Annotated in this window: 18 protein-coding genes; 11 read left to right on the top strand and 7 right to left on the bottom strand. The window is 43.2% G+C overall.

Annotation, left to right across the window (positions count from 1 at the left end):
- Positions 1 to 40: 40 nt before the first annotated feature.
- From DSM107010_RS26720 to DSM107010_RS26705, 4 genes are all read right to left on the bottom strand, one after another.
- Positions 41 to 1,189 (bottom strand): lipase family protein, encoded by a 1,149-nt coding sequence (locus DSM107010_RS26720; protein ID WP_106168820.1) that lies wholly within the window; start codon positions 1,187 to 1,189, stop codon positions 41 to 43.
- A gap of 48 nt (positions 1,190 to 1,237) precedes the next feature.
- Positions 1,238 to 2,311 carry a lipoprotein N-acyltransferase Lnb domain-containing protein gene (locus DSM107010_RS26715; RefSeq protein ID WP_106168821.1) on the bottom strand — a complete coding sequence of 358 codons (1,074 nt, stop codon included), beginning with the start codon at positions 2,309 to 2,311 and terminating at the stop codon, positions 1,238 to 1,240.
- 82 nt (positions 2,312 to 2,393) lie between these two features.
- Positions 2,394 to 3,449 (bottom strand): lipoprotein N-acyltransferase Lnb domain-containing protein, encoded by a 1,056-nt coding sequence (locus tag DSM107010_RS26710; protein WP_158631868.1) that lies wholly within the window; start codon positions 3,447 to 3,449, stop codon positions 2,394 to 2,396.
- Between the two features lie 577 nt (positions 3,450 to 4,026).
- Positions 4,027 to 7,044 (bottom strand): ABC transporter ATP-binding protein/permease, encoded by a 3,018-nt coding sequence (locus tag DSM107010_RS26705; protein WP_106168818.1) that lies wholly within the window; start codon positions 7,042 to 7,044, stop codon positions 4,027 to 4,029.
- Positions 7,045 to 7,860: 816 nt separating this feature from the next.
- Between DSM107010_RS26705 and DSM107010_RS26700 the strand changes: the two genes are divergently transcribed.
- The 7 genes from DSM107010_RS26700 to DSM107010_RS26670 all read left to right on the top strand — a co-directional run bounded on the left by DSM107010_RS26700 (position 7,861) and on the right by DSM107010_RS26670 (position 17,831).
- The gene (locus DSM107010_RS26700; RefSeq protein WP_015155956.1) at positions 7,861 to 9,447 is read left to right on the top strand and encodes a serine/threonine protein kinase; all 1,587 of its coding nucleotides are present in this window, start codon (positions 7,861 to 7,863) and stop codon (positions 9,445 to 9,447) included.
- Entirely contained in the window at positions 9,444 to 10,391 is a 948-nt protein-coding gene (locus DSM107010_RS26695) for a phosphate/phosphite/phosphonate ABC transporter substrate-binding protein (protein ID WP_106167538.1), read from the top strand. The genes DSM107010_RS26700 and DSM107010_RS26695 overlap by 4 nt, the downstream gene beginning before the upstream one ends.
- A gap of 164 nt (positions 10,392 to 10,555) precedes the next feature.
- Positions 10,556 to 12,145: a serine/threonine-protein kinase gene (locus DSM107010_RS26690; RefSeq protein WP_106167539.1), complete on the top strand. Its 1,590-nt coding sequence runs from the start codon at positions 10,556 to 10,558 to the stop codon at positions 12,143 to 12,145.
- A 298-nt stretch (positions 12,146 to 12,443) separates the two neighbouring features.
- Positions 12,444 to 13,061, top strand: a complete 618-nt coding sequence (locus DSM107010_RS26685; protein WP_106167540.1) for a COP23 domain-containing protein — start codon at positions 12,444 to 12,446, stop codon at positions 13,059 to 13,061.
- 102 nt (positions 13,062 to 13,163) lie between these two features.
- Entirely contained in the window at positions 13,164 to 14,021 is an 858-nt protein-coding gene (locus DSM107010_RS26680; protein WP_015155952.1) for a S1 family peptidase, read from the top strand.
- A 121-nt stretch (positions 14,022 to 14,142) separates the two neighbouring features.
- Positions 14,143 to 15,270: a trypsin-like peptidase domain-containing protein gene (locus DSM107010_RS26675; protein ID WP_106167541.1), complete on the top strand. Its 1,128-nt coding sequence runs from the start codon at positions 14,143 to 14,145 to the stop codon at positions 15,268 to 15,270.
- 437 nt (positions 15,271 to 15,707) lie between these two features.
- Positions 15,708 to 17,831 (top strand): iron uptake porin, encoded by a 2,124-nt coding sequence (locus tag DSM107010_RS26670; RefSeq protein WP_106167542.1) that lies wholly within the window; start codon positions 15,708 to 15,710, stop codon positions 17,829 to 17,831.
- 51 nt (positions 17,832 to 17,882) lie between these two features.
- Here the strand turns inward: DSM107010_RS26670 and DSM107010_RS26665 are convergent, their stop codons facing one another.
- Complete coding sequence (locus DSM107010_RS26665) at positions 17,883 to 18,491, bottom strand: glutathione S-transferase family protein (RefSeq protein WP_106167543.1); 609 nt, start codon at positions 18,489 to 18,491, stop codon at positions 17,883 to 17,885.
- Positions 18,492 to 18,667: 176 nt separating this feature from the next.
- On the opposite strand from DSM107010_RS26665, the gene DSM107010_RS26660 reads away from it, so the two are divergent.
- Positions 18,668 to 19,330, top strand: a complete 663-nt coding sequence (locus DSM107010_RS26660) for an SOS response-associated peptidase (RefSeq protein WP_041462551.1) — start codon at positions 18,668 to 18,670, stop codon at positions 19,328 to 19,330.
- Between the two features lie 196 nt (positions 19,331 to 19,526).
- Here DSM107010_RS26660 and DSM107010_RS26655 read toward each other — a convergent pair whose 3' ends face one another.
- Positions 19,527 to 20,243, bottom strand: coding sequence for a biliverdin-producing heme oxygenase (locus DSM107010_RS26655; protein WP_106167544.1), 717 nt, complete (start codon positions 20,241 to 20,243; stop codon positions 19,527 to 19,529).
- A gap of 93 nt (positions 20,244 to 20,336) precedes the next feature.
- Between DSM107010_RS26655 and DSM107010_RS26650 the strand changes: the two genes are divergently transcribed.
- Positions 20,337 to 20,519 carry a hypothetical protein gene (locus DSM107010_RS26650; protein ID WP_127024315.1) on the top strand — a complete coding sequence of 61 codons (183 nt, stop codon included), beginning with the start codon at positions 20,337 to 20,339 and terminating at the stop codon, positions 20,517 to 20,519.
- 54 nt (positions 20,520 to 20,573) lie between these two features.
- Positions 20,574 to 21,404 (top strand): sulfurtransferase, encoded by an 831-nt coding sequence (locus DSM107010_RS26645; protein WP_015155946.1) that lies wholly within the window; start codon positions 20,574 to 20,576, stop codon positions 21,402 to 21,404.
- A 63-nt stretch (positions 21,405 to 21,467) separates the two neighbouring features.
- Here DSM107010_RS26645 and DSM107010_RS26640 read toward each other — a convergent pair whose 3' ends face one another.
- Positions 21,468 to 22,343 carry a hypothetical protein gene (locus tag DSM107010_RS26640; RefSeq protein WP_127024312.1) on the bottom strand — a complete coding sequence of 292 codons (876 nt, stop codon included), beginning with the start codon at positions 22,341 to 22,343 and terminating at the stop codon, positions 21,468 to 21,470.
- Positions 22,344 to 22,926: 583 nt separating this feature from the next.
- Here DSM107010_RS26640 and DSM107010_RS26635 point away from each other — a divergent pair.
- Complete coding sequence (locus tag DSM107010_RS26635; protein WP_127024309.1) at positions 22,927 to 23,694, top strand: FecR family protein; 768 nt, start codon at positions 22,927 to 22,929, stop codon at positions 23,692 to 23,694.
- Positions 23,695 to 23,768: the final 74 nt, after the last annotated feature.

Genomic DNA, 23,768 nt, shown 5'->3' with positions numbered 1-23,768 from the left:
TAATTTTATGACGAGATCCAAGCCTGACGCTCGCTCATAACTACCGATCGCCATTTCTAGTAAAACTAGCACCCTGCGACTTCAGATAATAGTCATGATAGTAGCGGTAGCTATAAACATGAATATTTGACTGTGCTGCAAAAATCTTTTTCAGTAAATTCAAAGAAGTAGTTCTTGCCTGTTGAGACTGAGTAGCTTGATATTCCTTTTCTACTAACTCTCTCTGTTTCAATAAATCTCTGTATTCCTGCGGTGCTACAGTTTTAACCAAATTCCCTAAAGGAAGATAGCTAAAACTATCGTATATGGGTCTTAATAATCCTGGTTTTTCATAGCCAAGAACGTCTCCTTCGGTTTCAACTCTAGTTGTGTTAGCAATCAATCTTGAATATCGCTGTTGAAAATTTCTTTGAGTAAATGCTGGTGCGCCGAATGAAATGACTCTCATATTATCAGGTAAAACTCCAGCTTCTTCTAATAAAGCTGCATAAAGAATTGATGCACTACCCAGACTGTGTCCGGTAATTAAGACTTCAACCTCAGTATTTGGTCGATCTTGAGCGCTTAAGATTTCAGCTACAAATTTCTTAGAGGTAGGATCGGCAAAAACTGAAGCTGCATAGTTTTTAAAACCTTCATGTAACAAAACTGCTGCTTTTTTATATAGGTTAACTGGAGTTCCAGAGACATTTGCAATAATATCATTTGGATCGTCTATGCCAAAATACGTTCCTTTAAAAGCAACAATATAAGAAACTTTTTTTCTTCCTAGCCGTTGTCTTACTGGTTGCCGAATTAGAACGGCATACCCTCCAAAGACTTTATCGCGTTTGACAATAAAAAAATCTGACAGTTTTAATCTTTTATTAACGACATCAATTTGTCTTGCGCCGTACAATCGATTAATTTGAGCGATCGCATTTTGACGTTTAGTCTTATCTGCAACTCTTTCTGCATCAAACAACTGATAGATTAATCCTGTAGCCATGTAAGCAGCTTTGCCAATTTCTTCACACGCTACAGAACGTTGAAAACACAATTGCTCGAATTGGCTTGACCTAACATTACTACTGATATTAGCCGCGCTTAGAGTATTTTGAGCGTGAGTTGGATGAGAAACACTCAGCAATCCCGCACAGAATGCAGCTTGAGTTAAAAATTGGATTGTTTTGCGATTGAGTGAAATCATCGATAAATGTAGTTATAAAAAATGGATAAATTAGTAAACTCAATTTTACTAACGCTTTTTCTTACCATACTGCGCTGCAAATTCTTGCTCTAAAGTCGGCATTTTACTCCGACTATTGACAAGTTCTCGCCTCAAAAGCGCATCATAAGGAGCAGTTGGCAGTTGTAAAGCTGGTAATTTTTTAATTTGTTCTGCTAAGAACTCATTCAGTGTTTCAGGATTGAGCTTTTTATTTGCTAAGGCTTCATTTAACTGCGGTCCTGTTGGCAGATTGACAAAGTATTCCTGTTGTTCTTTCGGGTATTTTTCAGGAATATATCCAATCGTACTATCGACAACTCGTAAGGCTAGCGTAGTACAATTACGGCTGATAGTATCATACATAACATTAGTCTGATCGCGGCTACTTTGGGCGATCGCATTGAGTAGTATTTGTTGTTTTTGTCGCGGGGTTAAGGCTAATCTGATTTGCTCTACGCGGTCGGTAAATTTAAAATTGAAAGCATCTTCAATTCTATCTTCTAAAGCAATCATTTCTTGAGCGATCGCGTAAAAGTCAAATACGCCTGTAACTGGATTCCATGCTGCCGATTTTAATCCCACACCATTAGCAACATACACCATATCGCGCACGCGAATTGCTTTATCTGCTTTACCTGAGGAACGAGATTGAGGTACTAAAATTGCTTCGTATCCTGGTTTGAGGCGAAATCGAATTTGTCCGTGCGCAATGTAAGGACTAGCTGGAACTGTATAATATTGAATTTGAAAAATAGCATCTTCAACTGCATTTGGAGGAATCTGAGCTACCCAAAATTTATTTTTATGTTTAAAATTAGCAAATACTATTGCTCCTGGTCTAGGTTTATATGGTGCTGCTTCTACGGGTGTAAGTAATTGAACAGAGCGTTGTTGACAATACAAACATTGACCTTTATAAATACCTTGAGGCATTTTTGCCTTCGGATCGAAAGGGTCGGCAGGATCGCAAACACAGGCACTATTGCTAGCAGTAAGATAAGGTTGTTTTGGTTGAGCGATCGCCCCTGACATGATAGAAAATAGGGGTAATGTGGTTAATAAGAATGTTTTGATTAAGTTCTGCTTTAAAAATTGCAGCATTGTCATCTACCTTCAATTGTCAGTTATCAATTATCAGTTATCAGTTAATTCTGACTTCCGACTTTTTAATGGCTATCATTAATTATTTGAGTAGTCCCTTTTTTATCTCGTCATTTAAGCTAATCATTTTACTAGTATTATTATTCAAACCACGCTCTCTCAGTGCTTCTCTTGGATGTTTTGTTTGCCTGAGTAACTGGTTAACTTTTTGAATCTCTGGTTGTTGCGATCGCGTTAAGATATTTTCAATATTTAGCTTGTTCTTTTGCAGAATTTTACTCATGAAAGTTCCGGTTGGAAAATAGAAAAATGGTTCTTTAGATGCGTTAGGTTTTTTTCGAGAACCACCATAACTAACGCTGCTATCGATAACTTTAAATAGCTCTGTGGTACAGTTGCGATCATAGAAACTGTACATGAACTTCATGCCCGAACGATCTGCCTGTAGCATGGCATTTTTGAGTAGCTTTTGCTTTTCTTCTGGTCTTAGCGCTAGCCTAATTTGCTCGACTTTATGCTTATCTACAATTATCATGCGCTGCGCTCGATCTTCTAAAGAAACGAGACGAAATGATAAGCCAAATAAGTTTGCCAAAGCACCAGCGGGATTGAAACCAGCACCAGGAGTACCTGTAGCTTCAATTGAATAGACTAGATCTGAAAGTCGCACTTCAGTAGGACTTTCAGAGAGCGATTGAGGAACTAATATTACTTCAGAACCAGGTTTAAATCGAAAGCGCAATTGAGAATGACATAGCGGACATGAATTAAACATTTGTTCAATTTGATAAATCGCGTCCTGTACGCCATTGACTGGAACTTGCGCTACCCAAAATTTTCCCTTGTGACTGACATTCGCGATTGCGATCGTACCTGGTTTAGGATTGTAAGGTGCTGCTTGAATGGGTGAAAGAATTTTAGCAGTTCTTTGTTCGCAAGAATTTACGCATACCCCTTTAAAAGGACCACTAGGCATTTGCGCTTGCGGATCGAAGGGATCTTGAGGATCGCAAATACAGCTATTTTTTGGATCGGGAAAAGCTGGAGAATCAACTGCGATCGCACTTGACGTAATCGTTAATAATGGCATTGTCGTTAATGCTAACATTTTTCCTACTGTCTGTCTCAATCGCAACATTTCCAACCTCATACCATTTTGAATTTTTGATTTTTGATTTTGGTTTTTCAATCAAGAGTTATATAACTACTTTCTCCTACTTTTGAAAAATCAAGGGAGAAATACATCTTCTTAACTCAATTGAGATGGCAAAAGCTTAAACTTCATGTGCATAAATTCTGCAAAATCTGACTTTCAAAGTTTAGATTTTGTCAATTTTTTAAATGTTTTTGAGAGCAATTTTATTGATTCATAACAATACGTTTTTTTGATATAACATAATATTACTACTTTCTATAAAGGTGATTTTTCTTATTAAATAAAGTTTGCTTGCGTGCGATCGCAAGTTCTGTAATGGTGGATCTAACAAAGTTTTACATAAATATTATGAGTAATTCAACCACCTATTCTTACAATAAAACTACTATTTCAAAGCGAGCGATCCAATTTTGCATTCATACAACTTTGAAAAAACCGATCCAATAAATTTTTACTTTTAACTTTTGACTTTTTCGTGGGGTGAGGGCGGGTTTGGTTGAATTTTTGGTGGGAAGTAAAGATTTTTTGATAAAATCGCCCCTACAGATTTTGACTTCTATTAAACGATATCCTTACGCTTTTGTACTCCGAATAAAATGCCAAACATCACTGCCATGATAATTCCCAACATAGACCAATGCGAAGCTAAACTGACTTTGAAAGCGCCTCCATAGTCTTGCTTGAATCGCTCGACTAATCCTTCCGCACTCTTAATTGCGCCCTCATATTTTCCTTTCCACTCGCTATATTTCTTTTGCCAGCTATCTACATCTTTCTTGTATTTATCGACTTTCTTCTCATAGTCGTCGAGTTTTCTAGGATCTGAAGGAGCTTTGCCAGGATCGGCAGGTTTTTGTGGTTCTTTTTGATCTACGACTGGATCGTATTTCGCCACCAAACCGGGAAACTCGCAGCTTTTAAACATTCTTGCTCCCAAGCACTGACTTTTTTTCTTCTGTTCGGAAGTCTGTTTTTTACGGTCTTTTTCTGACAGTTTCCAGTAAAAATCGTCAGCAATATCGCTACCCATACCCGCAATAGTCACTAATGACTCAAACGACCATTTTGTAATCGTCATTCGGTTAATTAATTGCCCAGGAGGTCCAAAAGTATCTACAGGCAACATCCCACCACCAAAGGTAATTTGCGGGACGATAAAAATAATTGTGAGTAAGGGTGCTACGTTCTGGTTGGGTGAAATTGCCGATACCAAAAGTCCCATCACCATTCCCGCTAAGGTAGCGAGGAATAAGGTAACGTACATATTAAATAGCTCAGTTCCACCACCAGGCAACTCTACAGCTAGCCACTTAAATAACAGGAAGATTGCCGCTTGATAGAGCGCTATTATGATTCCAATCCACACTTTAGACATGACATAAGGCAAAATTTTTAGCCCGATCATGCGCTCGCGGCGATAGATTTCCTGTTCTTTGACAATTTCGCGCATAGTGGCTAAGCTGCCCACAATCACCGCAATTAAAGCGGCGGCGAACAACATAGTAATTGCCTGTCCCGCGTTACCATCTTTAGAGTCAAAAACATTGCGCTGCCAGGTGACAAAATCTAGTAAACCGAGAATTGGGGCGATCGCACCCATCAAAAACAAGCCAGCGCGATCGCGCATCAAAATTGCTAAGTTGCGACGCGACAGGATGATAAACTGCTGCCATGCCGAAACTTGCTTAATTGTGCTACCTGGTTTCTGTTTGGCTCGATGGCTTCTTTGTGCCATTTGGGGCATTTGCAGCTGTTGTTGGCGCTCTAATACGTACTTGTGATAGTGACGCGAGTTTCTAAAGCGTTGCTGCCATTCTTCAGGTGATAGTTCGTGTTCTACCTTGCCGTAGATCTGATCGAACTCCTCCACCCCAAAATAGTCAATTGCTTCTGCTGGCGGACCAAAATAGGCGACTCGTCCCCCTTTCGCCAAAAATACCACGCGATCGCACAACGTGACGTTCTTCGTGGCGTGAGTAATCAGCAAGATCGTCCGTCCCTGATCTGACAACTTGCGTAGCAACTTCATGATCTGAAGTTCCGTACCAGGGTCAAGACCAGATGTCGCTTCATCGAGGAAAAATAAGCTGGGTTTGGTAATTAGCTCGACCCCAATCGACACCCGCTTGCGCTGTCCGCCGCTCAATGCTTTTACAGGTACGTCCTGGCGTTGCAGCAATTCTAAGTCTGTCAAAACTTCTTGCACCCGCTTTTGACGTTCGCCAGGAGTCGTATCTGAAGGCATCCGCAACTGAGCGGCAAAATCGAGCGCTTGCTTGACCGTCAATTCTTTGTGAATGATGTCATCTTGAGGGACGTAACCGAGTTCGGTACGGTAGGCATTAAAGTTTTTGTATAAATCTTCTCCGTTTACCAGTACCATCCCACTTGTAGCAGGGCGAAAACCGTTGAGTGCGTCGAGGAGGGTCGATTTACCGCCACCGCTGACTCCGGCAATTACGATAAATTCTCGCGGCAAGATCGACAGCGAAATGTCATCCAACAAGGTCGTGCCTTTACCGACAACCTTCGTTAAGTTGACGGCATCCAGACGCAGATTCCCTTCTTCGTTGAAGCTCACTAAAGTCTCGTCAACGTTGAAGACAAAGCGAGTCGGACCGATGCGAATTGTATCTTCAGGTCTGAGCGACTGCGAACCGCTGACGCGCTTGCCGTTGACGAAAGTACCGTTACTGGAATTGAGGTCGGCGATCGCAAACGTCCCATCTTGACGCGAAATTCTGGCATGATAGCGCGATACGGTTGGATGGTCGATTGCAATATCGTTCTGCTCGTCGCGACCGATCGTTAAATTATTGCGATTGCTCAGATTCAGTTGATGCGTAATACTCGGTACTTGGTCGGTAGCAGTTGTCTGGAAAGTCAGAGTAATTCCAGAACCGATCGCGATCGCGTCTCCATCCATTAACCGCCGTTCGCTAATGCGTTGCCCTTGATATAACAACCCATTTCTGCTCCCTAGATCGACTATCGTGTAGCTGCCTTGACGCTCGACTAATTCGGCGTGCCGTGACGAAACTTGGGGAAAATTAATCGGGACATCACAACTAGGATCGCGACCGATCGTCATCTGGTTTTTGACAATCGGAATATCTTGCGTTCCCGCTGGAGTTGTCACCCGCAATATCGGTGTTACGATCTGAGTCTGAATTGCTTGCGGTGGTGCAGCAAAATTCGTGGCTTCAAAGCCAACAGTCGTCCCTATCCCCGTCATCTGGGTTGCAGTTGCACCTGTAGTGACTTCCTCAACACCGCAAAAGCGCAACTCGCAACCCCCGATTCTAATCGTGTCTCCATCTTTGAGTTGCCTCGGTTGACTAGGAGCCAACCTAGCATTATTGACAAAAGTGCCAGTACTACTTCCTAAATCTGTAAGTAAGTATCCACTTATACCTTGGGGCGCCAGCTGAGCGTGATAGCGCGAAACATTACTTTCGCTCAAAACTAAGTTATTATCTCCCGCTCGACCAATTCTCACCACGTCGCCGTTGAGTAGAAACTCTTGCTTACTACCGTCACGTCTACCAATCTCCAGACGTGCAGAAGACTGAATCATAATATTTTTATTTTTTTAATTATTCTGTAGTTGGCTGTCGTAGCTGGAAAATTTTTCTCTGAGATTGCAGTATATTACCGAAAATTCGGGTTCTCTCCAATTTCATTAAAATTTTATACTCTCAACTCACTCGATCTATGCACGTTCTGCACATATTGTTACAACATCTGTTACAAGGTCTTGTTACAATGTCGAGCAGCAACGTATGATAGTATCTGCCAATACAATTAAATAGTATTTAAAGAGAAATAAAGATTTCAGGCTGAGCTAAAAGCTAGTGTCAGGCGCGCTTGCTGTCAAGCACACAAACATTCAGATGTTAGCGGTTAGTACGAGAAACACGCATTCTCATTGGATATTGCTAGCTATAAACGATCGGCTCATAGCCGATTGCCTCGATCGAGGCTGCTAGGCAAGCAAGAGGAAAAAGCAGATAGGAGAATTATCTCCTCAATCTCAATCAGCGGGCAGTGCGATCGCGGTTTGCTACACAAACTCTACGTAGGTTTAGGAGATTCGATCGAGACAGCGTATTTCGGCGATTGTGTCTTGAAATATATCTCGATCTATACTTTATCTTATACAAATATTAGGAGCTTCAACCCCGCATATCTAAAGGGCGAATTGCAACTCTTTTCTTCTGCCCTTTACCCTCTGCCTTCCTCAAAAAATTTTAGCAGTAAAAGTTCATATTAGGCTTTAATGGTGATGAAAGAAATATATTTTTAGCAGGCTTAGTTGCATCTAGCTTGGAAGTCATCGCCTATACTGTTGGCAAACATTTATTTTCATACCAGTTTTAATGCGCTCTGCTCCATGAACTCGCCATTACAAAAAGACAACTGGCTCGGTCGCTGCGTTGGCGAACGCCAGCGCTACAGACTAGAACAACATCTAGGCGCGGGCGGAATGGGAGATGTCTTCATCGCCAGGGACGTACCGATTGGCAAACTAGTCGCTTTAAAGATCCTCAAAGGATCGCTAGCAGAATCAGCCGATCTGAGAAAGCGGTTCGAGCGAGAAGTGACTCTCTGCGCTGCGCTCAAAAGCGATCACATCGTGAATATCAGCGACTATGGCGTTACCGATGAGGGGTATCCCTTCTACGTCATGGAGTACCTGCAAGGACAGAGCTTAGGACAACTGCTACGCCAGCAGCAACAGCTGGGTCTCGAACGCAGTCTGTCGATCGCGATCCAAGTGTGTCAAGGTTTGCGGTTGGCGCATCAAGGCGTACACCTATGGCAAAATGGAGCAACCGCTAGCAAGCAGATCAAAGTCGTCCATCGCGATCTCAAGCCAGATAATATTTTTCTCGTTCCTACTGCATTGGGAGAACTCGTCAAAATTCTCGATTTTGGTATTGCTAAAATTTGTAACGATACGAATGAATTTACCAATCTGACGAACGTTTTTATTGGGACTTTTCACTATGCAGCTCCCGAACAGTTTGAGCTAGGGACAGAAGTAGACGAACGTGCTGATATTTACAGCCTCGGCGTAATTCTCTACGAAATGCTGACTGGAACCGACCCATTTGGGTTTAATTTCCGTCGCAATAGCAATACGATTAGCGGTATGTCATGGGTATTCGCTCATGCTTCCAAGCCCCCGATTCAGTTGCGATCGCAGCCTCGGTGCGAGCATTTTTCACTACAACTAGAAGCCGTCGTCATGCGGTGCTTGCAGAAATCGCCCCGCGATCGCTTTAGTTCTGTAGACGAGTTAAGTCGTGCCTTGCAAGCTGCCGTAGCGATCGATCTGGCGAATAATACAATTGTCCCAGGTTTAGGTGCAGCAACGACAATTGCGACATTGCCTCCTCCCGCACACCCATCCGAACTAACGACCACTCAACTACCCGATCCAACTTTTCCACCTGACTTTACCCAACGTCTGTCTGCGCCCCGAGTCCCGTTAGAAGCTACCGACGTATCCCTGTCAGCCCAACACCGATCGCTAGTCAAGCTGTTTACAGAATTTGCTGGACCGATTGCGACTACTGTGTTTCGACAAGTAGCAGCTCAATCATACAGCGTCGAGCAGTTGGTAGAAAACCTCTCAGTTTACCTGCCTGCCAAGCAACAAGCAGAATTCGAGCGTCAGGCAAAAGCGATCGAAGCCGAGTCAACAGCTAAATCTCAAACCCACAACACCAACGGCAATAAATTTTCCCATAATCAATTATCCAATAATTTAGCGCAGTCAGCACTCGATACTAATTTTATTCAACGGTGTGAAAAAACTTTAATCGATCTGATTGGACCGATCGCGCCGATTCTCATTCAAAAAGTTCTAAAATCTGGAATGCAAATTTCCGAGTTGGAATTAGTCAATCGATTAGCCAATGAAATTCCCGATCCTCAAAAAGCCGCCGATTTTTGCCGTCGTCTCTTAAAATGAGCGAAGCTTCTAAAAAGAATATATTAATTCCGAATTCCGAATTCCGAATTCCGAATTCCGAATTCTCCCGCCGTACGTTACTTTTACAATTATTTCTACTTACAGCATGTGGGGTGCGATCGCTATCGAGCAAGCGCCAAGGCTTAGTTCTCGGTGTAGTCAGTTATAACGCAGGGGAACAGACCATCAATCGTTATGCCAAATTTACTCGATATTTAAGTGAAAAAATTGGAGTTATCGTACAATTAGAACCTGCTTTTAACGAAAATAAGGCTCTAGAACGAATTCGGAATCATGCTTGGTCTTTAGCTTTTGCCGAGCCTGGATTAGCTGCGATCGCGATCGACCAACACCGATACATCCCGATATTGTCACTTCAGGGCATCGCTAATTTGCGCTCTATTTTAGTCGTGCGCAAAGATAATCCGATCGTTGAGTTAAAAGAATTACAAAATCAACCGCTTGCCCTCGGACAACCAGGTTCGGCTACCGGATATTTTTTTCCCATTTACAATCTCTACGGTCTAACTCTAGCAGAGATTATGCTTGCACCCACACCTAAAACAGTTTTGGAATGGGTTGCTACAGGGAAAGCTACAGCAGGCGCTCTTTCTAAAGAAGAATTGTACCTACACAGTTCGTATTTCAGCCCCACTGAGTTTCGCATTCTCCACACAGATCCGCACGAAGTCCCTCCTGGCGTAGTTTTGGTTGCACCTAACGTAGACAAAAACCTGCGCCAGCAAATTTACCAAATCATGAATGGAGTCCCCTCGATTTTGGCGCAAGAAGCAGGATACATTCCCAACAGCTCAGCGCCAGACTACGGTTATATGATTTCAGTCGTTAAGCGCGTCAGAGCAATTTTTCCCGACGAATACGAACATGGCGCAACGCCTCTACAACTCAAACCCGCCCGACTTTTAGATAATATTTCGATTTAGAGTGAGTGGCTAGTGGTTAGTGACTGGTGACAAGAATTGAGTCCAGCCACTAGCCACTGATAACTGATAACTGCTCAAGCAATAATAGTAGTATCATAGTCTCGTTCGCGATCGCACGCCCAAAAAAGGCAACAAGTCCAGAAGCAACACATAGAGAAAGCTCCATGACATTTCCTGCTCAGCCAGAAACCTGGATTGGTCGGAGTATTGGCGATCGCCAACGCTATCGCTTGGAGAGGCGCTTGGGTTCAGGCGGAATGGGCGATGTTTTTCTGGCAATGGATACCTTATTAGGACAACACGTAGCATTGAAGTTGCTAAAAGACAAATTAGCAGCGTCAAAGTCTTTGAGGAAGAGGTTCGAGCGGGAAGTTGCTATTTGTGCAGCCCTAAAAAGCGATCATATCGTGAATGTGAGCGATTATGGCGTTACAGATGAAGGTCATCCTTTCTATGTCATGGAGTATCTGCGCGGGGACAGCCTGAAACAATTGCTGAAACAACAGCAACGGTTACCCGTCGAGCGAACGATCAAAATTGTGACTCAGGTTTGTGAAGGATTGCGTCTAGCTCACTCAGGCATCGATCTCTGGTGGAGTGGAGCGACAGCCAGCGAACACGTCAAGGTAGTTCATCGCGATCTCAAACCAGACAATATATTTGTCGTGCCTACAGCATTGGGAGAATTGGTGAAGATTCTGGACTTTGGAATTGCCAAAATCCGCGATGAATCGATCGATCGCACGAATCTGACTTATGGATTTATCGGCACGTTTCGCTATGCTGCTCCAGAACAGTTGCGGGCTGCCAACACTATAGACGCAAGAGCAGATATCTACAGCTTGGGTGTCATCCTCTACGAACTCCTCAGCGGCACAGATCCATTTGGTTTTGGCGCTCAAGCCTATTCGATTACGGGCATGGGTTGGGCAATGGCACACAAGACAAAACCACCGGTTCCCATCAGGTTACAGCCTGGTTGCGAAAATTTATCGCCGCAACTAGAAGCAGCTGTCATGCAGTGCTTGCAAAAATCACCTAACGATCGCTTTGCCTCCGTAGAGCAATTAAAAAAAGTATTAAAAGCTACTATTACCCACAAGCCTGAAGCAGCGATCGATAATTCTCTTCATCCATCTCCACCTGCACCCACGCACCCACAACCATCTGTTCCTGTCACACCTGACGTGGCAACGACTAGAGCCTACATACCTCCACAGCCAACAGAAACAGAAGTCATTCCTCCGACATCGCTGCCAGACACCTTGTTACCTCCCCATAAGCAAGAAGTTCGGGCAAACGTTCAGTTCCCTGCCGCACAGCAGAGTAATCTAGCTAATTCCAACACGGACGATTCAATTTTAATATCTCCACCAGCGCGTCATCGCCGCTTATCCACCTCTACTTTATTTTTTGTCGGTGCGGCTATTGGTGTTGGTATTGTGGCACTGGGAGCAGTAGTTTATTCATACATTCAGTTTCGTCTGACAGCTCAAGTTATCGATGAAATTCAAACTTTAAAACATCAAGCACGATACGAAGCTTGTGCGAGTAGAGCTGAGACAGTTACCCGCGATTCAACAGTTTACGCCGAAGCGCAGGCAATACTAAATGAGTGTCATCTCGAACATGCCAAGCAACTCGCAGGAAGTAGTAACTTTGCTGAAGCGATCGCTATTGCCAGACAAATTCCTCAAGACAGTCCTCTCTATTCCCAAGCTCAAATCCTGATTCAAGACTGGTCGGAGATTTGACGGTTAAGTAGGGAGCGCATGAGCAGGAGGAAGTTGGAGGAGCTGGGGAAACTGGGGGAGAACGATCTCGCACCACTCTTTCCCGACTTTTGACTTTTAACTTTTGACTTCTTTAGTACGTATATGAAGTGTTTTTATAAGTATGTTCCGTATACAAAATAGCTGTTGAAGTATAATTTTATATTTTTTTTCAAAAATTGACCGGAATCGTAGCATATTTGGATGTAGATCGCGGTATAGTTCAAATACGCTAGTCTCGTCAAGCAGACTTGTCAAGTTCAGGGTACTTGAGCTGACTGTGAATGTAATTGAAATTTTAACTGCCCTTGAGGTACGAGCGATGATAGGCAATCACACAACTAAAAATTTAAAAAAATTTACTAAATATTTAGCAACAGCGATCGCAGTTATAAGTGGGATCGGAATAGCTAACGAGTTCGTCCGAGCAGAAGCAGTAGCTAGCGCTGGGGGTGCGACAACTTTCCATTGCATAGCTTCAGGTCAGGGCTATGCCACGATCGCCAAACGCGGCGAACGGATCACAGCACCAGTGATTACCTGGAACAGCAATGAATTTGGGACGCAATACACGCCGCACGAGCGTTGTAAAATAGTTAGCGATCGCTTGAGTGAGGTTGTAGCAGCTAAAGGCGGGAAGCTGAGAAACTTGCAACTGACATACGGACGAGTTAACAGCAAACCAGTCATTTGTTATGTGGGCAGTCGAAACGAAATCTGCAACCGGAAAAATATTCTAATGACATTGCGCGAATCAGATCGAGGCAAAGAACGCCAAATTCTCGAACAATTAGTGACTTTCAGCCTGAAAGGAACGGGTACGGCAGTCCAACAAAGTGCGCCACAATATTATGCACCTTTTGGAGAAGAAATTGAGCGAGCGTTGTCAGCGGAATAAGGTAAATGCATGAGTAGTAGAGATTGAGAGCGATCGCCAACTCGAACCTCGTAATTCACGCATGACAGTCGATCGAGCGATTGGAATTGGGATGCAGTGACAGTGAAATTATCATCAGCCACTATTGTCTTATTTAATCTCGGACTGCTGGCGATCGCTGCATTCTTATGGTTTATGCCATCAAAACCGAATACAAAATCTGATGCTAGTACTGAAAAAATTGCGACTACAACACCTGTAGATCCAGTAAAAAGTTCGGCAATAGTAGAAGTTGCTCAACAAGTGACAGTCAGAGTATTGACAAAAACAAGTATGGGTTCTGGGGCGATCGTACAACGTCAGGCTCAGACATACACCGTTCTTACCTGCGACCATGTAGTAGCAGGTAGTCAGAAGGGCGAATATACCATTCTCACTGCTGATGGCGCGACTCATCCAGCCCGCCGCTTGACGCAGACTTTAGCAGGTGTCGATCTCGCCTTACTACAATTTGATAGCCCTAAATCCTATCGCGTTGCTGTCTTAGGAAATTCACTTGCCTTAACAAAAGGCGATCGCGTCTATGCATCTGGTTTTCCCAATTATCAATTCCTCAATAAAAGTCGTGTTGAAGAAACACGTAACTGGGGAATGAAAGCATTTCGGCTGACAACGGGAACTGTTGCTTTACTCTTAGAGCGAACTTTACCAGAAGGATACAGTTTAGGTTACACCAACGAAGTCGAACAAGGGATGAGTGGTGGACCTGTTTTGAATCAAAAAGGAGAACTGATTGGGATCAACGGTCGCTTGAAATATCCACTTCAAGGCATTGATGTGTTTACATTTGCCGATGGTACAAAGCCATCGGTAGAACTATTTAATCAAATGGAAGCGCTGAGCTGGGCGATTCCAATTGCTGCTTTTCAGCATCAAGTTGACAAAAACTTGGCTCAACCTCAATCGCAAAATGAGATCTAAATTGTTATTGGTAATGGGTAATGGGTAGTAGGTGATTGGCAGTGGTGAGTGGTGCGTGTTGGTATTTATATTCTTCTGACTCCTCAGTTTTCACTTTTAGCTTTTAACTTTTGACTTTATTATGAATGGCTGGAAAAAGTTTTTTCAAACTCGAAATTTAAAATATACAATTTTTATAGCCGGAGTTGTCACTGCTGCGACGACGATCGCTTTTACTAGCAAGATGACAGGACTCACGGTACAAGCAGATGCGATCGCCCAGCAAACTCAGCCTGTTACTGATTCCAAAACGTTGAATCAAACGGAAATTGACGCGATCGCCTCGCAAACAACAGTGGTTGTCGGTCAAGACCTGCAAAAAGGTGATGTTGAAGCTCGACGTGAGTTTAACCCAGGTTCTGGAGTCATTATCGCTAAGCGCGGCAACATTTACTACGTGGCGACTAACTTGCACGTTGTCCGCGGTCGAGGTGGTTTTTACGGGGTACGTACCTTTGATGGCGAAGTTTATCCCGTAGACGACGAAAGTACGCGATCGAATATCGTCCCAATGGGAAAAGAACAGGGCGAAAGTGGCGAAACTATTCAAGGGCTTGATGTCGCGATCGTCCAATTTAAGAGTGACAAGAACTATCCTTTAGCAAACCTACCAGGTAGCCCTAACCAAGGCGAACGAGCCTTTGTCTCTGGCTGGCCCGATCCTGGAAATGAAACGGCGCGACGGCAAAGGTTATTTGCTCCTGGCGAAGTGATTAGAATTACCCCTCGCACTACGGATGGAGGTTACAGCATTCAATACAGCTGTGAAACGCAGCGGGGTATGAGTGGGGGTCCCGTTTTTAACGATCGCGGCGAGTTAGTTGGAATTCACGGACGCGCAGGTGAAGCAACTAGTGTCTCCGTACCAGGAACTTTAGTAGCTTCCCTAATGGCAGGAAACTCCATAGCTCAAACTGCGATTCAAAGTAAATTCAATTTGGGAATTCGAGTTTCCGACCTCACCGAAGAAGCGAAAAAAATTCAACCGCTTGCAGGCGTGTTTCCCTATATCAAATTTGAGCCGCCTCCCGTGCAGCCTGCTGTTGTCAGCCAGGGAATGCCAGAAAAAAGACCGCGATCGGCAGACACGATCGATGATATTTACAAGACCTTCAGCCGTGACTTCAAACACGCCGCTGTTAGAGATTGTCCCTCAGCAGGTAGTCGTACAGTCTTACTCGGTACGAGTGAAGAACGCTGCCCAGAGTAAGAAAATACTTTTTTACGCTTTGCTCAAGTAGGAGAGTTTCAGCAGCGCAAAATCTTTATTTCGGGAGCGTAATTTTCGTAGTTAAAGCTATATTTCTTTAGCGATCGCTATCTGTATTTAATACTGAAATAGTATGGCGATCGGATATGAAAAAAAGCTTATATTTGCCAGCTCATTTCAAATCCTATCATCTGTAGGGTGAGCAATGTCCACCCTACGTTAATCTGTTTTTCTCAAATAATATTACAAATAAAAATTAAGATTTTTAGTTAATTGGATTGTATATTATCGCGATCGTGTCATTCTAGCTTTTAAGAAATAAAATAATTTTATTTGCTTAGGGTCAGCACCGAGTTTCAACAGAAGTTTGCTCAAGCTTCTGTAAGTTTTCTATGCCAAATTAAACGCCTTGAATTGTGGATCAGAGGGAAGTAACTGTGAGGATCAAATCTACTTTTTCCATATTTTCCATCTTGCTATTGACAACACCCATAGCTGTTTCTGCTCTTGTATTTAAAACAACCGCAGTACATGCAGGCGAGACAGATATAGCAATATCTCAGCCAACTCAAATAACATCTCAATTATTAAAAAAGTCTGAGGCAAACCGAACTAGTGCGGCTACCCTAGCGCCTCTAGCACCAGCAACACCGGATACAGATTTCAACTATACAGCTCAACAAATTCAAGACACATCTTCGACACTGGCACAAGTCACATCCGTATCTCAACTGTCAGACGTGCAACCTACTGATTGGGCGTTTCAGGCATTGCAGTCTTTAGTAGAACGCTATGGAGTCATTGCAGGTTATCCTGACGGGACTTTTCGAGGCAATCGTGCCATGACGCGCTACGAGTTTGCCGCAGGTTTGAATGCAGCTATGGATCGGATTAACGAACTGATTACGGCTGGTTCGGCAGATGTCGTCAGCAAAGAAGATTTAGAAACCCTAAATCGCCTGCAATCGGAATTTAGCAGTGAATTAGCAACTTTGCGGGGTCGAGTTGACGCTTTAGAAGCGCAAGCAGCCGAGTTAGAAGCCAATCAGTTTTCCACAACTACCGTTTTAGGTGGAGAAGTTATCTTTGGTGTAGCCAGTGCTTTTGGCGGCGATCCCCCTGGAGGATGTAGGGTTTTTGACGACGATACGGGACCTTTTTTTGAACAACTAACACGCGGCTTAAACTTAAGAGATCGCAATTCAGATCCAGAAGTTGATTGTTTAACCCGAGATGATGCAGATAAAAATACTGTTCTCGCCCACTTGGTTCGATTAGGGTTAGAAACATCATTTACAGGTAAAGATCGCCTGCGGACATACCTAGTTACAGGCAACTTTGACGGTGGCGGCTTCACCAATGCAGAGTCTCTCAATACTTACATGGCGCGGTTATCTTATCAAGCAGGTTTAAACAATGATGTTGTTTTAGATTTACTAGAATATCGATTTCCTGCCTTTAACGATCGCGTTGTCTTTAGCGTCATTCCTTTTGGCTTCAGTCTCAGTAACGTTCTTTCCGCCAACTCAGCTTACTTTGACACTGGCAGAGGCTCAATTTCTCGCTTTGGCGAGGCTAGTCCAATTTTCAAAATTGGTGGCGTATTAGATGCAGGAGCAGGTTTTGACTGGTTATTTGCCAAAAATGCCCGGTTACAAGTAGCTTATGGTACTGGAGGAAGCGGGAATCCAGACAGTGGGGTTTTTGGAGCAGACCGCAGCGCACTAGGCGTGCAATTGTTAGCAACGCCAACCAATAACCTAATTACTGGTTTAACTTTCGTCAACGCTTACACTAGCGATGGAACTTTAGGTACATATACAGGTAGCGTCAATGCAGAAACAAATGGTTTGTGGTCTGGTTCATCCGTTCCTTCACCAATTGACCAAGCAAATGACTCTGGGTTTGACCCGTGCTGCCGTTATTTTATCGGAGATTTAGCTGCCAAAACCAATGCTGTTGGCGCAACGTTGCAATGGCGTATGTCTCCTAAGCTAACATTTGGGGCATGGGGAGGATATATGTTTACTAATTTCTTAGAACGCCTCCCTGACTTTTCTGAAACTAGTAGAGACGCGAATGGAATTCTCAACGGAATTGGAGCCTCTGCCGGTAAGAAACCTTTTGCTAATTCAGCCACATATCTATTTTCTCTCGGTCTATCCGATCCATTTGGTAGAGAAGGAGATTTATTTGCCTTTCTCTTTGGTATGCCACCAAAACTAGTTGATGCGGGACCTGAAACGCGCGGTACACCCGTACCTTTTTTTGAAACTTCTCGTAGGGGCGAACCAGAAGTTCCTGTAACTGATAACAACACTAACTTAGATACAGCTGGAATTGGACCAGATCAAGCCCCTCAAGAGACTTCAGATACGCTACCAAGGAGAGTAGGAGTAAAAGATGAAGCAACTTCACTGCACTTTGAAATGTTCTACCGTTTTCGAGTCAGTGACAATCTGTTCATTACTCCAGGTGTGGTTCTCGTGACTAACCCAGGTCATATTGAAGATAACAACGACATTTGGTTAGCAACTATCCGCACAACTTTCCGTTTCTAATTCTCCTTTCAATCGTTGGGTGCGTTAATAACGCACCCCACTACAATAATGTCAAAATTGTTGTGTAATTGGAATATAATTGGGCTGAGCTTTGACTCGCTCTATCCATGCTTGAATTGCTGGAAAACGAGATAGATCGAAACCTCCCTCATCGGCGACGTGAGTATAGGCAAATAAGCCAATATCAGCAATAGAATAGCGATCGCCTACAAAAAATTTCTGCTGAGTTAAATGTTGTTCCATCACTCCAAGCGCAGCATAACCAGCTTGACGTTTCTGTTCTATCGCTTCCCGATATTCATCTGCTTTACCAAGTTCCGTAATCCAAAATCTAGGAGTAGCAATATTAGGTTCGTGACTGTATTGCTCGAAAAATAACCATTGTAAAACTCGGGCGCGGAGCAATTTATCAGCAGGCAAAAATTCAGTATCTTCGCTAAAATAGAAGAGAATAGCATTCGATTCTGCTAAAAAATCTCCCGATTCCAACTGTAAAACTGGAATGCGTCCATTAGAATTTTTCTTAAGAAATTCTGGAGTACGACTTTCACCTTTAAGAATATTAATTTCTACTCGCTCAAAGGGAATCCCAAGCTGAGTTAACAACAGCCGAACTTTATAACCATTCCCCGAAGGTAAAAAATCATACAACTTGAGCATGACTTTCGTTGGGTAGAAGACGTAACGATTATAAAGAAGTTAAAAGTTAAAAGTCAAAAGTCAAAATCAGTTATCAGTGACTAGTGGAACCAGTGACAAGAATTGAGTCTGGTTCCACTAGTCACCAGCCACTAGCCACTCACCAACTACCAATTACCCATTACCAAAATAGTTTTATGTGTGGTAGATTTACCCTCAGCCAACCCGCAGAAGCGATCGCCTCTACCTTTCAGCTTTCTTTAATTCCCGAATTAGCCCCACGATATAATATTGCACCTACTCAACCAGTCCCAACCATTTTATCAGATGGCGATCGCCGTCGATTTCAAATGTTACGTTGGGGTTTAATTCCCTCATGGGCAAAAGATGCATCGATGGGTGCAAAAATGATTAATGCTAGAGCAGAAACCGTTGCTGAAAAACCCGCTTTCCGTTCTGCATTTCGTCGCCGCCGTTGTCTAGTTGTTGCCGATGGCTTTTACGAATGGCAGTCACAAAAAGGCAAAAAACAACCCTTTTATTTTCGCTTACAAGATGGGCAACCTTTTGCTTTTGCAGGTTTGTGGGAAACTTGGCAAGCACCAGACGGCGAGAAAATTGATTCTTGCACTCTGCTGACGACAACAGCTAATTCTCTTTTGCGATCGGTTCACGACCGGATGCCTGTTATTCTCAAACCAGAAGACTATAATCAGTGGCTCGATCCTCAAATTCAAGAACCAGACGAGCTACAACCATTGTTACAGCCATACTCGTCAGAGGCAATGGTTTCATATCCCGTCAGTACTAAAGTCAATAAACCAACTAATGATTCACTAGAGTGTATTGATAGTTTGTAAGTGTGTAATTCATCGAAGATGTAGAGACGTTACATGAAACGTCTCTACATCTTCAACAGCAGACAATCCTGAAGACACGATGACATTTTTATCACCTCATCCCCAGGATTGTATGTGGTTGTCAATTGTCATTTGTCATTTGTCACTTGTCATTTGTTATTTATAAGACCAATGACTAATAACCAATAACCAATAACTAATTGCTAGTTGCTAGCTCGGTATTACCACGATTACGACGGCGAGTTAAGCTGTTGAATAACATAACACCGATCGCCTTGATCAAATTACCTTCTAATTCGTTAAACATCTTCATGTTCATGCCAAAAGCAGCATTAGCTTCTTCAACGATGCGATCTGCTGTGGCTTCATCAATTGGTAATTCGTCTAGTCTCTGCCGATAGGTGTTTTTAAATTGCTTTTCATCAGAAATTTCAGCAAATTCATAGAAAGCAGTGCCTTGCCCATCCGCAAGATTCATTGCTCTTTGAGCAATACCTTTGAGGATTTGTCCGCCAGAAAGATCGCCCAAATAACGAGTATAAAGGTGCGATATTAATAGTTCTGGAGCATTATTAGAGACTTCCCGTATCCGCTGCACGTAAGCTTCTCCAGCCGGAGATAAACTAATTTGCTCGCGCCATTGGTTGCCGTAATAATACTTCAGATCTTGCTCCAAGCTGCGCTGGCGATTCAATTCCTTGAAGTACATCTTTGATAAAATAGGGTGCTGTTGATGCCGCTCCATTTCTTCTTCCATCGCTGAGTAGACGAAATAGAGATTAGCAACCAGCTTGCGGTAAGAAGTTGGCTCTACTACTCCTTTTAAAAAACACTTGACAAAACCAACATTTTCTGCCATTGTGTGGGCTTTTTTCGTCCCTTCACGGAGTTTTGTTGCTAAATTACTGCTCATGCTAAATTTCTCAACTTTTATAGTCAACTACTACCAACAAAGTTTGCGAGTGTATTTAGTATTCCACCTAAATCGTTACAGTAGAACGATTTGATGAGAAAATTTGTTAAAAATTCTAAAGAAGGGGAGTCGGTAGGGGCGCACAGTTGTGCGCCCGTACAGGGGAGTCGGTTTGTAGGGACGGGTTTTGAGCGAAGATCGATTGCCCTCAGCATGATTCTTTTGCTAAACCCGCCCGTACGGGAGTCGGGAAAGGATTTAGGGTATAGGCTGTAGAGAGAATTAAGAATTATTTTTGACTTTTAACTTTTAACTTTTGACTTTCGCCATATGAATCATAGCGTTACTGCCGCATGGCTATACGAACATCTAGAAGATCCGCAAGTGGCGATCGCGGATTGTCGTTTTTCCCTTGCCGATCCGCAACTCGGACAACAACAGTATCAATCGAGTCACATCCCTGGTGCTTACTACCTAGATTTAAATCGGGATCTTTCCAGTCCAGTCGGTCAGCATGGCGGGAGGCATCCTTTACCAAACGTAACAGAGTTGGCAGTAAAGCTATCGGCGATGGGCATAACTTCCCAAACGACAGTGGTTGCTTACGATGATTCCCGATTGGCTTTTGCGGCGCGGCTGTGGTGGCTGCTACGCTATTTAGGACACGAACGAGTTGCCGTGTTAGATGGAGGGTTTCAAGGGTGGCTAGCGGCTGGTTATCCGGCGACGTCCGATGTTCCCATAGCAAAAGCTGGTGAGTTCATCCCCAAAATGCAATCAGGGCAAGTTGTGGACAGAGAAGCGGTAAAAGCACGCAAGAACTCGCCAGGAGTAGCATTAGTCGATGCGCGAGAAGGCGATCGCTATCGTGGCGAACGAGAACCGATAGATCCAGTTGCGGGTCATATCCCAGGCGCAGTCAATTATCCCTGGCAAGAGGTAACAGACGATCGCGGCTACCTCAAGCCTGTCACAGAACAACAGCAGCGCTGGAAGGATCTAGATTCATCATCAGAAATTATTGTCTACTGTGGTTCTGGCGTGACTGCTTGCGTCGATTTACTCTCGCTAGAATTGGCAGGAATTTCCATAGGTAAGCTTTATGCAGGCAGTTGGAGCGATTGGATTAGTTATTCTGAGGGAGTAGGGAGTAGGGAGTAGGAAAAGAGAGCTGAGGGGGCTGAGGGAGCTGAGGGAGAAAAATCATCAACTACCAATTACCCATTACCAATTCCCGATATCAAATGTATAATTCACGCTAAAAAATGAATTATCAAAACCAATATTTGGATCGGAGGAATTGCCAAAACTCACACCACTTTGAAAGCTGATTTGGCTTCCACGGGATACGGCATAAATTATGCTACCGAGAATTAGGTGGTAGGTATCATCGCGATCGCGTTGCGTGAAATTTGATAAAGCGAGTAGATATTCTAAACTGAGCTGGAGGCGAGGGCTGATATAGTAAGCTAGTTCTGTAGATAAAGAATTGATCGCGCGACTGCGGGTGTCTGGTTCGGCAAATCCTAGACGAAATTCATAGACTGAATTTAACCACAATTTATTTGTTATTTTATCTTGGCGCTGGAGGGCTAGACGTAGAGCGTGTTCGTTCAAAAAGCGATCGCCTGTCTTAGCATCAAATAAATATTGATTGTTCCAGCCAACTTCACCAAACATCCGTGGTGTAAGTTTTTGGCGTAAAATTGCCCTTAACCTTAATTTATTGTAATCAGCTCGGTCGTGTTCTCTATACCGAACTAAACCACCATCAATTGCCGTAAACAAACTTGTTTTCGATCCTAGCTTGGGCGCGATCGCAAAAGTTAAGTTAGTGGAAAATAATCCATCATCAATTGCATCAACTGCGGAAAAAATATTAGTTCCTTGGAAATAGCCAACCTGCCCTAGTAAATGTGCGATGGGTTCGTCAGGAGGAGACTGTAATTGTTGCTCTTGTAAACGCAGAACTCCTAGTTCTGGATCTCCTATTTGTTCGTTTTTGACTGAAGCGCGATCGCTTAATGTTGTTGCTGGTGATGGTGCTTTTTCATCCTTTAGAGGGGCAGCAATTATTGGATTTGAAGAAAAAAAAAGCAAATAGTGCTACTTGCCATACTTAAGATCAAGCTAGCTAGTACCGATCGATGAAAATCACAGCTAAGTGGGTCAATCCCGCCGTTGTTAGTTTTTGAGTTTCCACAGGTGAACTTCGCTTGTGTCAGTGGGAATTCACTCCGCTTAGGTTGTTGAATTGTAAATTTAAGTTTGAACACGGTAGAAACAAAAATTAATAATACACATAATTGCGATCGCAATTATTTATCTAGCTCTCAGTTAATCCTTAAGCTCCTAGATCGCACATCAAGATTAGTTGAAAAAAATATCAATCTATAACCGCAAAATTACGGGATTCATGAAATTAAGTTAAACTTTCAACTCAGAAAAAATACTCAATAGCAATTCATAGGCTAATCCTATAGCAATCATAAATGAATCGTGAAATCGATTGTCCGTGTAGAGACGTTACATGTAACGTCTCTACACGGAAACTTGGTGTAAAACTAACGGTTACCGTATAAATCCTGTTTTTATTTGCTTGCAATTTGGGCATTCTAAATAATTGTAGTACTTCGATACTTAACCGTTAACCATTAGATATTGACTACCAATTCCTAATTACATGTCTCACCGATTCATTCTTTTCATCTCAATTTTGCTATGGAGTGCTTCTGCACTACCAAAAGCAGCCCAAGCAGATACAGTTTTAACCCGCGCTGAAATTAAAAGCCTACGCAATCTCGTACAATTAATGCCTCAAAGCCAAACTGCTCGTCCAGCAAAGGTGGCTGATGGGATAGTTCCAGGAGATGCATTATCTACGGGTCGAGAGGCACTAGCAGAGCTACGTTTTAATGATGGCTCTTTAGCAAGAATTGGCGAACAAGCCCTATTTCAATTTTCTGCTCAAAATCGGAATTTAAAACTATCAAATGGTACTGCATTACTGCTGATTCCTCCCGGTCGAGGTACGACAGAAGTATGGACACCAAACGCAACAGCAGCAATTCGCGGTTCTGCATTGTTTATTCGTCATATTTCCAATAGTAAGACTACCGTAGTCGGCGCATTAACAAATAGCCAGATTGAAGTCGTTAATCAAAAAAACTCTCAGCGACAGGTATTGAAAGCAGGTCAATTAGCAGTCGTTGTTAAAGGTAAAATTACAGCGCTTTACAACTTCGATCTAAAAACATTTTATGAATCAAGCGACTTAGTAAGTGGATTGAATCTCAATAAAAAAAGCGTGACTGCCACTGATATTGCGATCGCCCAAGTACAAGCTGAAACGAGTGCCGCCGTTGCCGCGCAGTCACCGCTAACGGGTGAAGAAATCATTGTTAATCCTAGCTTTGTCCGTAGTTCAGACTCGCCGTCACCACCTTTATAGCACTACGCATATACATTAGGACACTGTTTGAAAGCAGCATCGACACAATCACGAAAACTATCAAATTCATTCCA

It is taken from the genome of Chroococcidiopsis cubana SAG 39.79 (genome assembly GCF_003991895.1).
Lineage (GTDB): Bacteria > Cyanobacteriota > Cyanobacteriia > Cyanobacteriales > Chroococcidiopsidaceae > Chroococcidiopsis > Chroococcidiopsis thermalis.
Note: the sequence above shows the minus strand (reverse complement) of the source record. Positions and strands in the feature narration are given on the sequence as shown.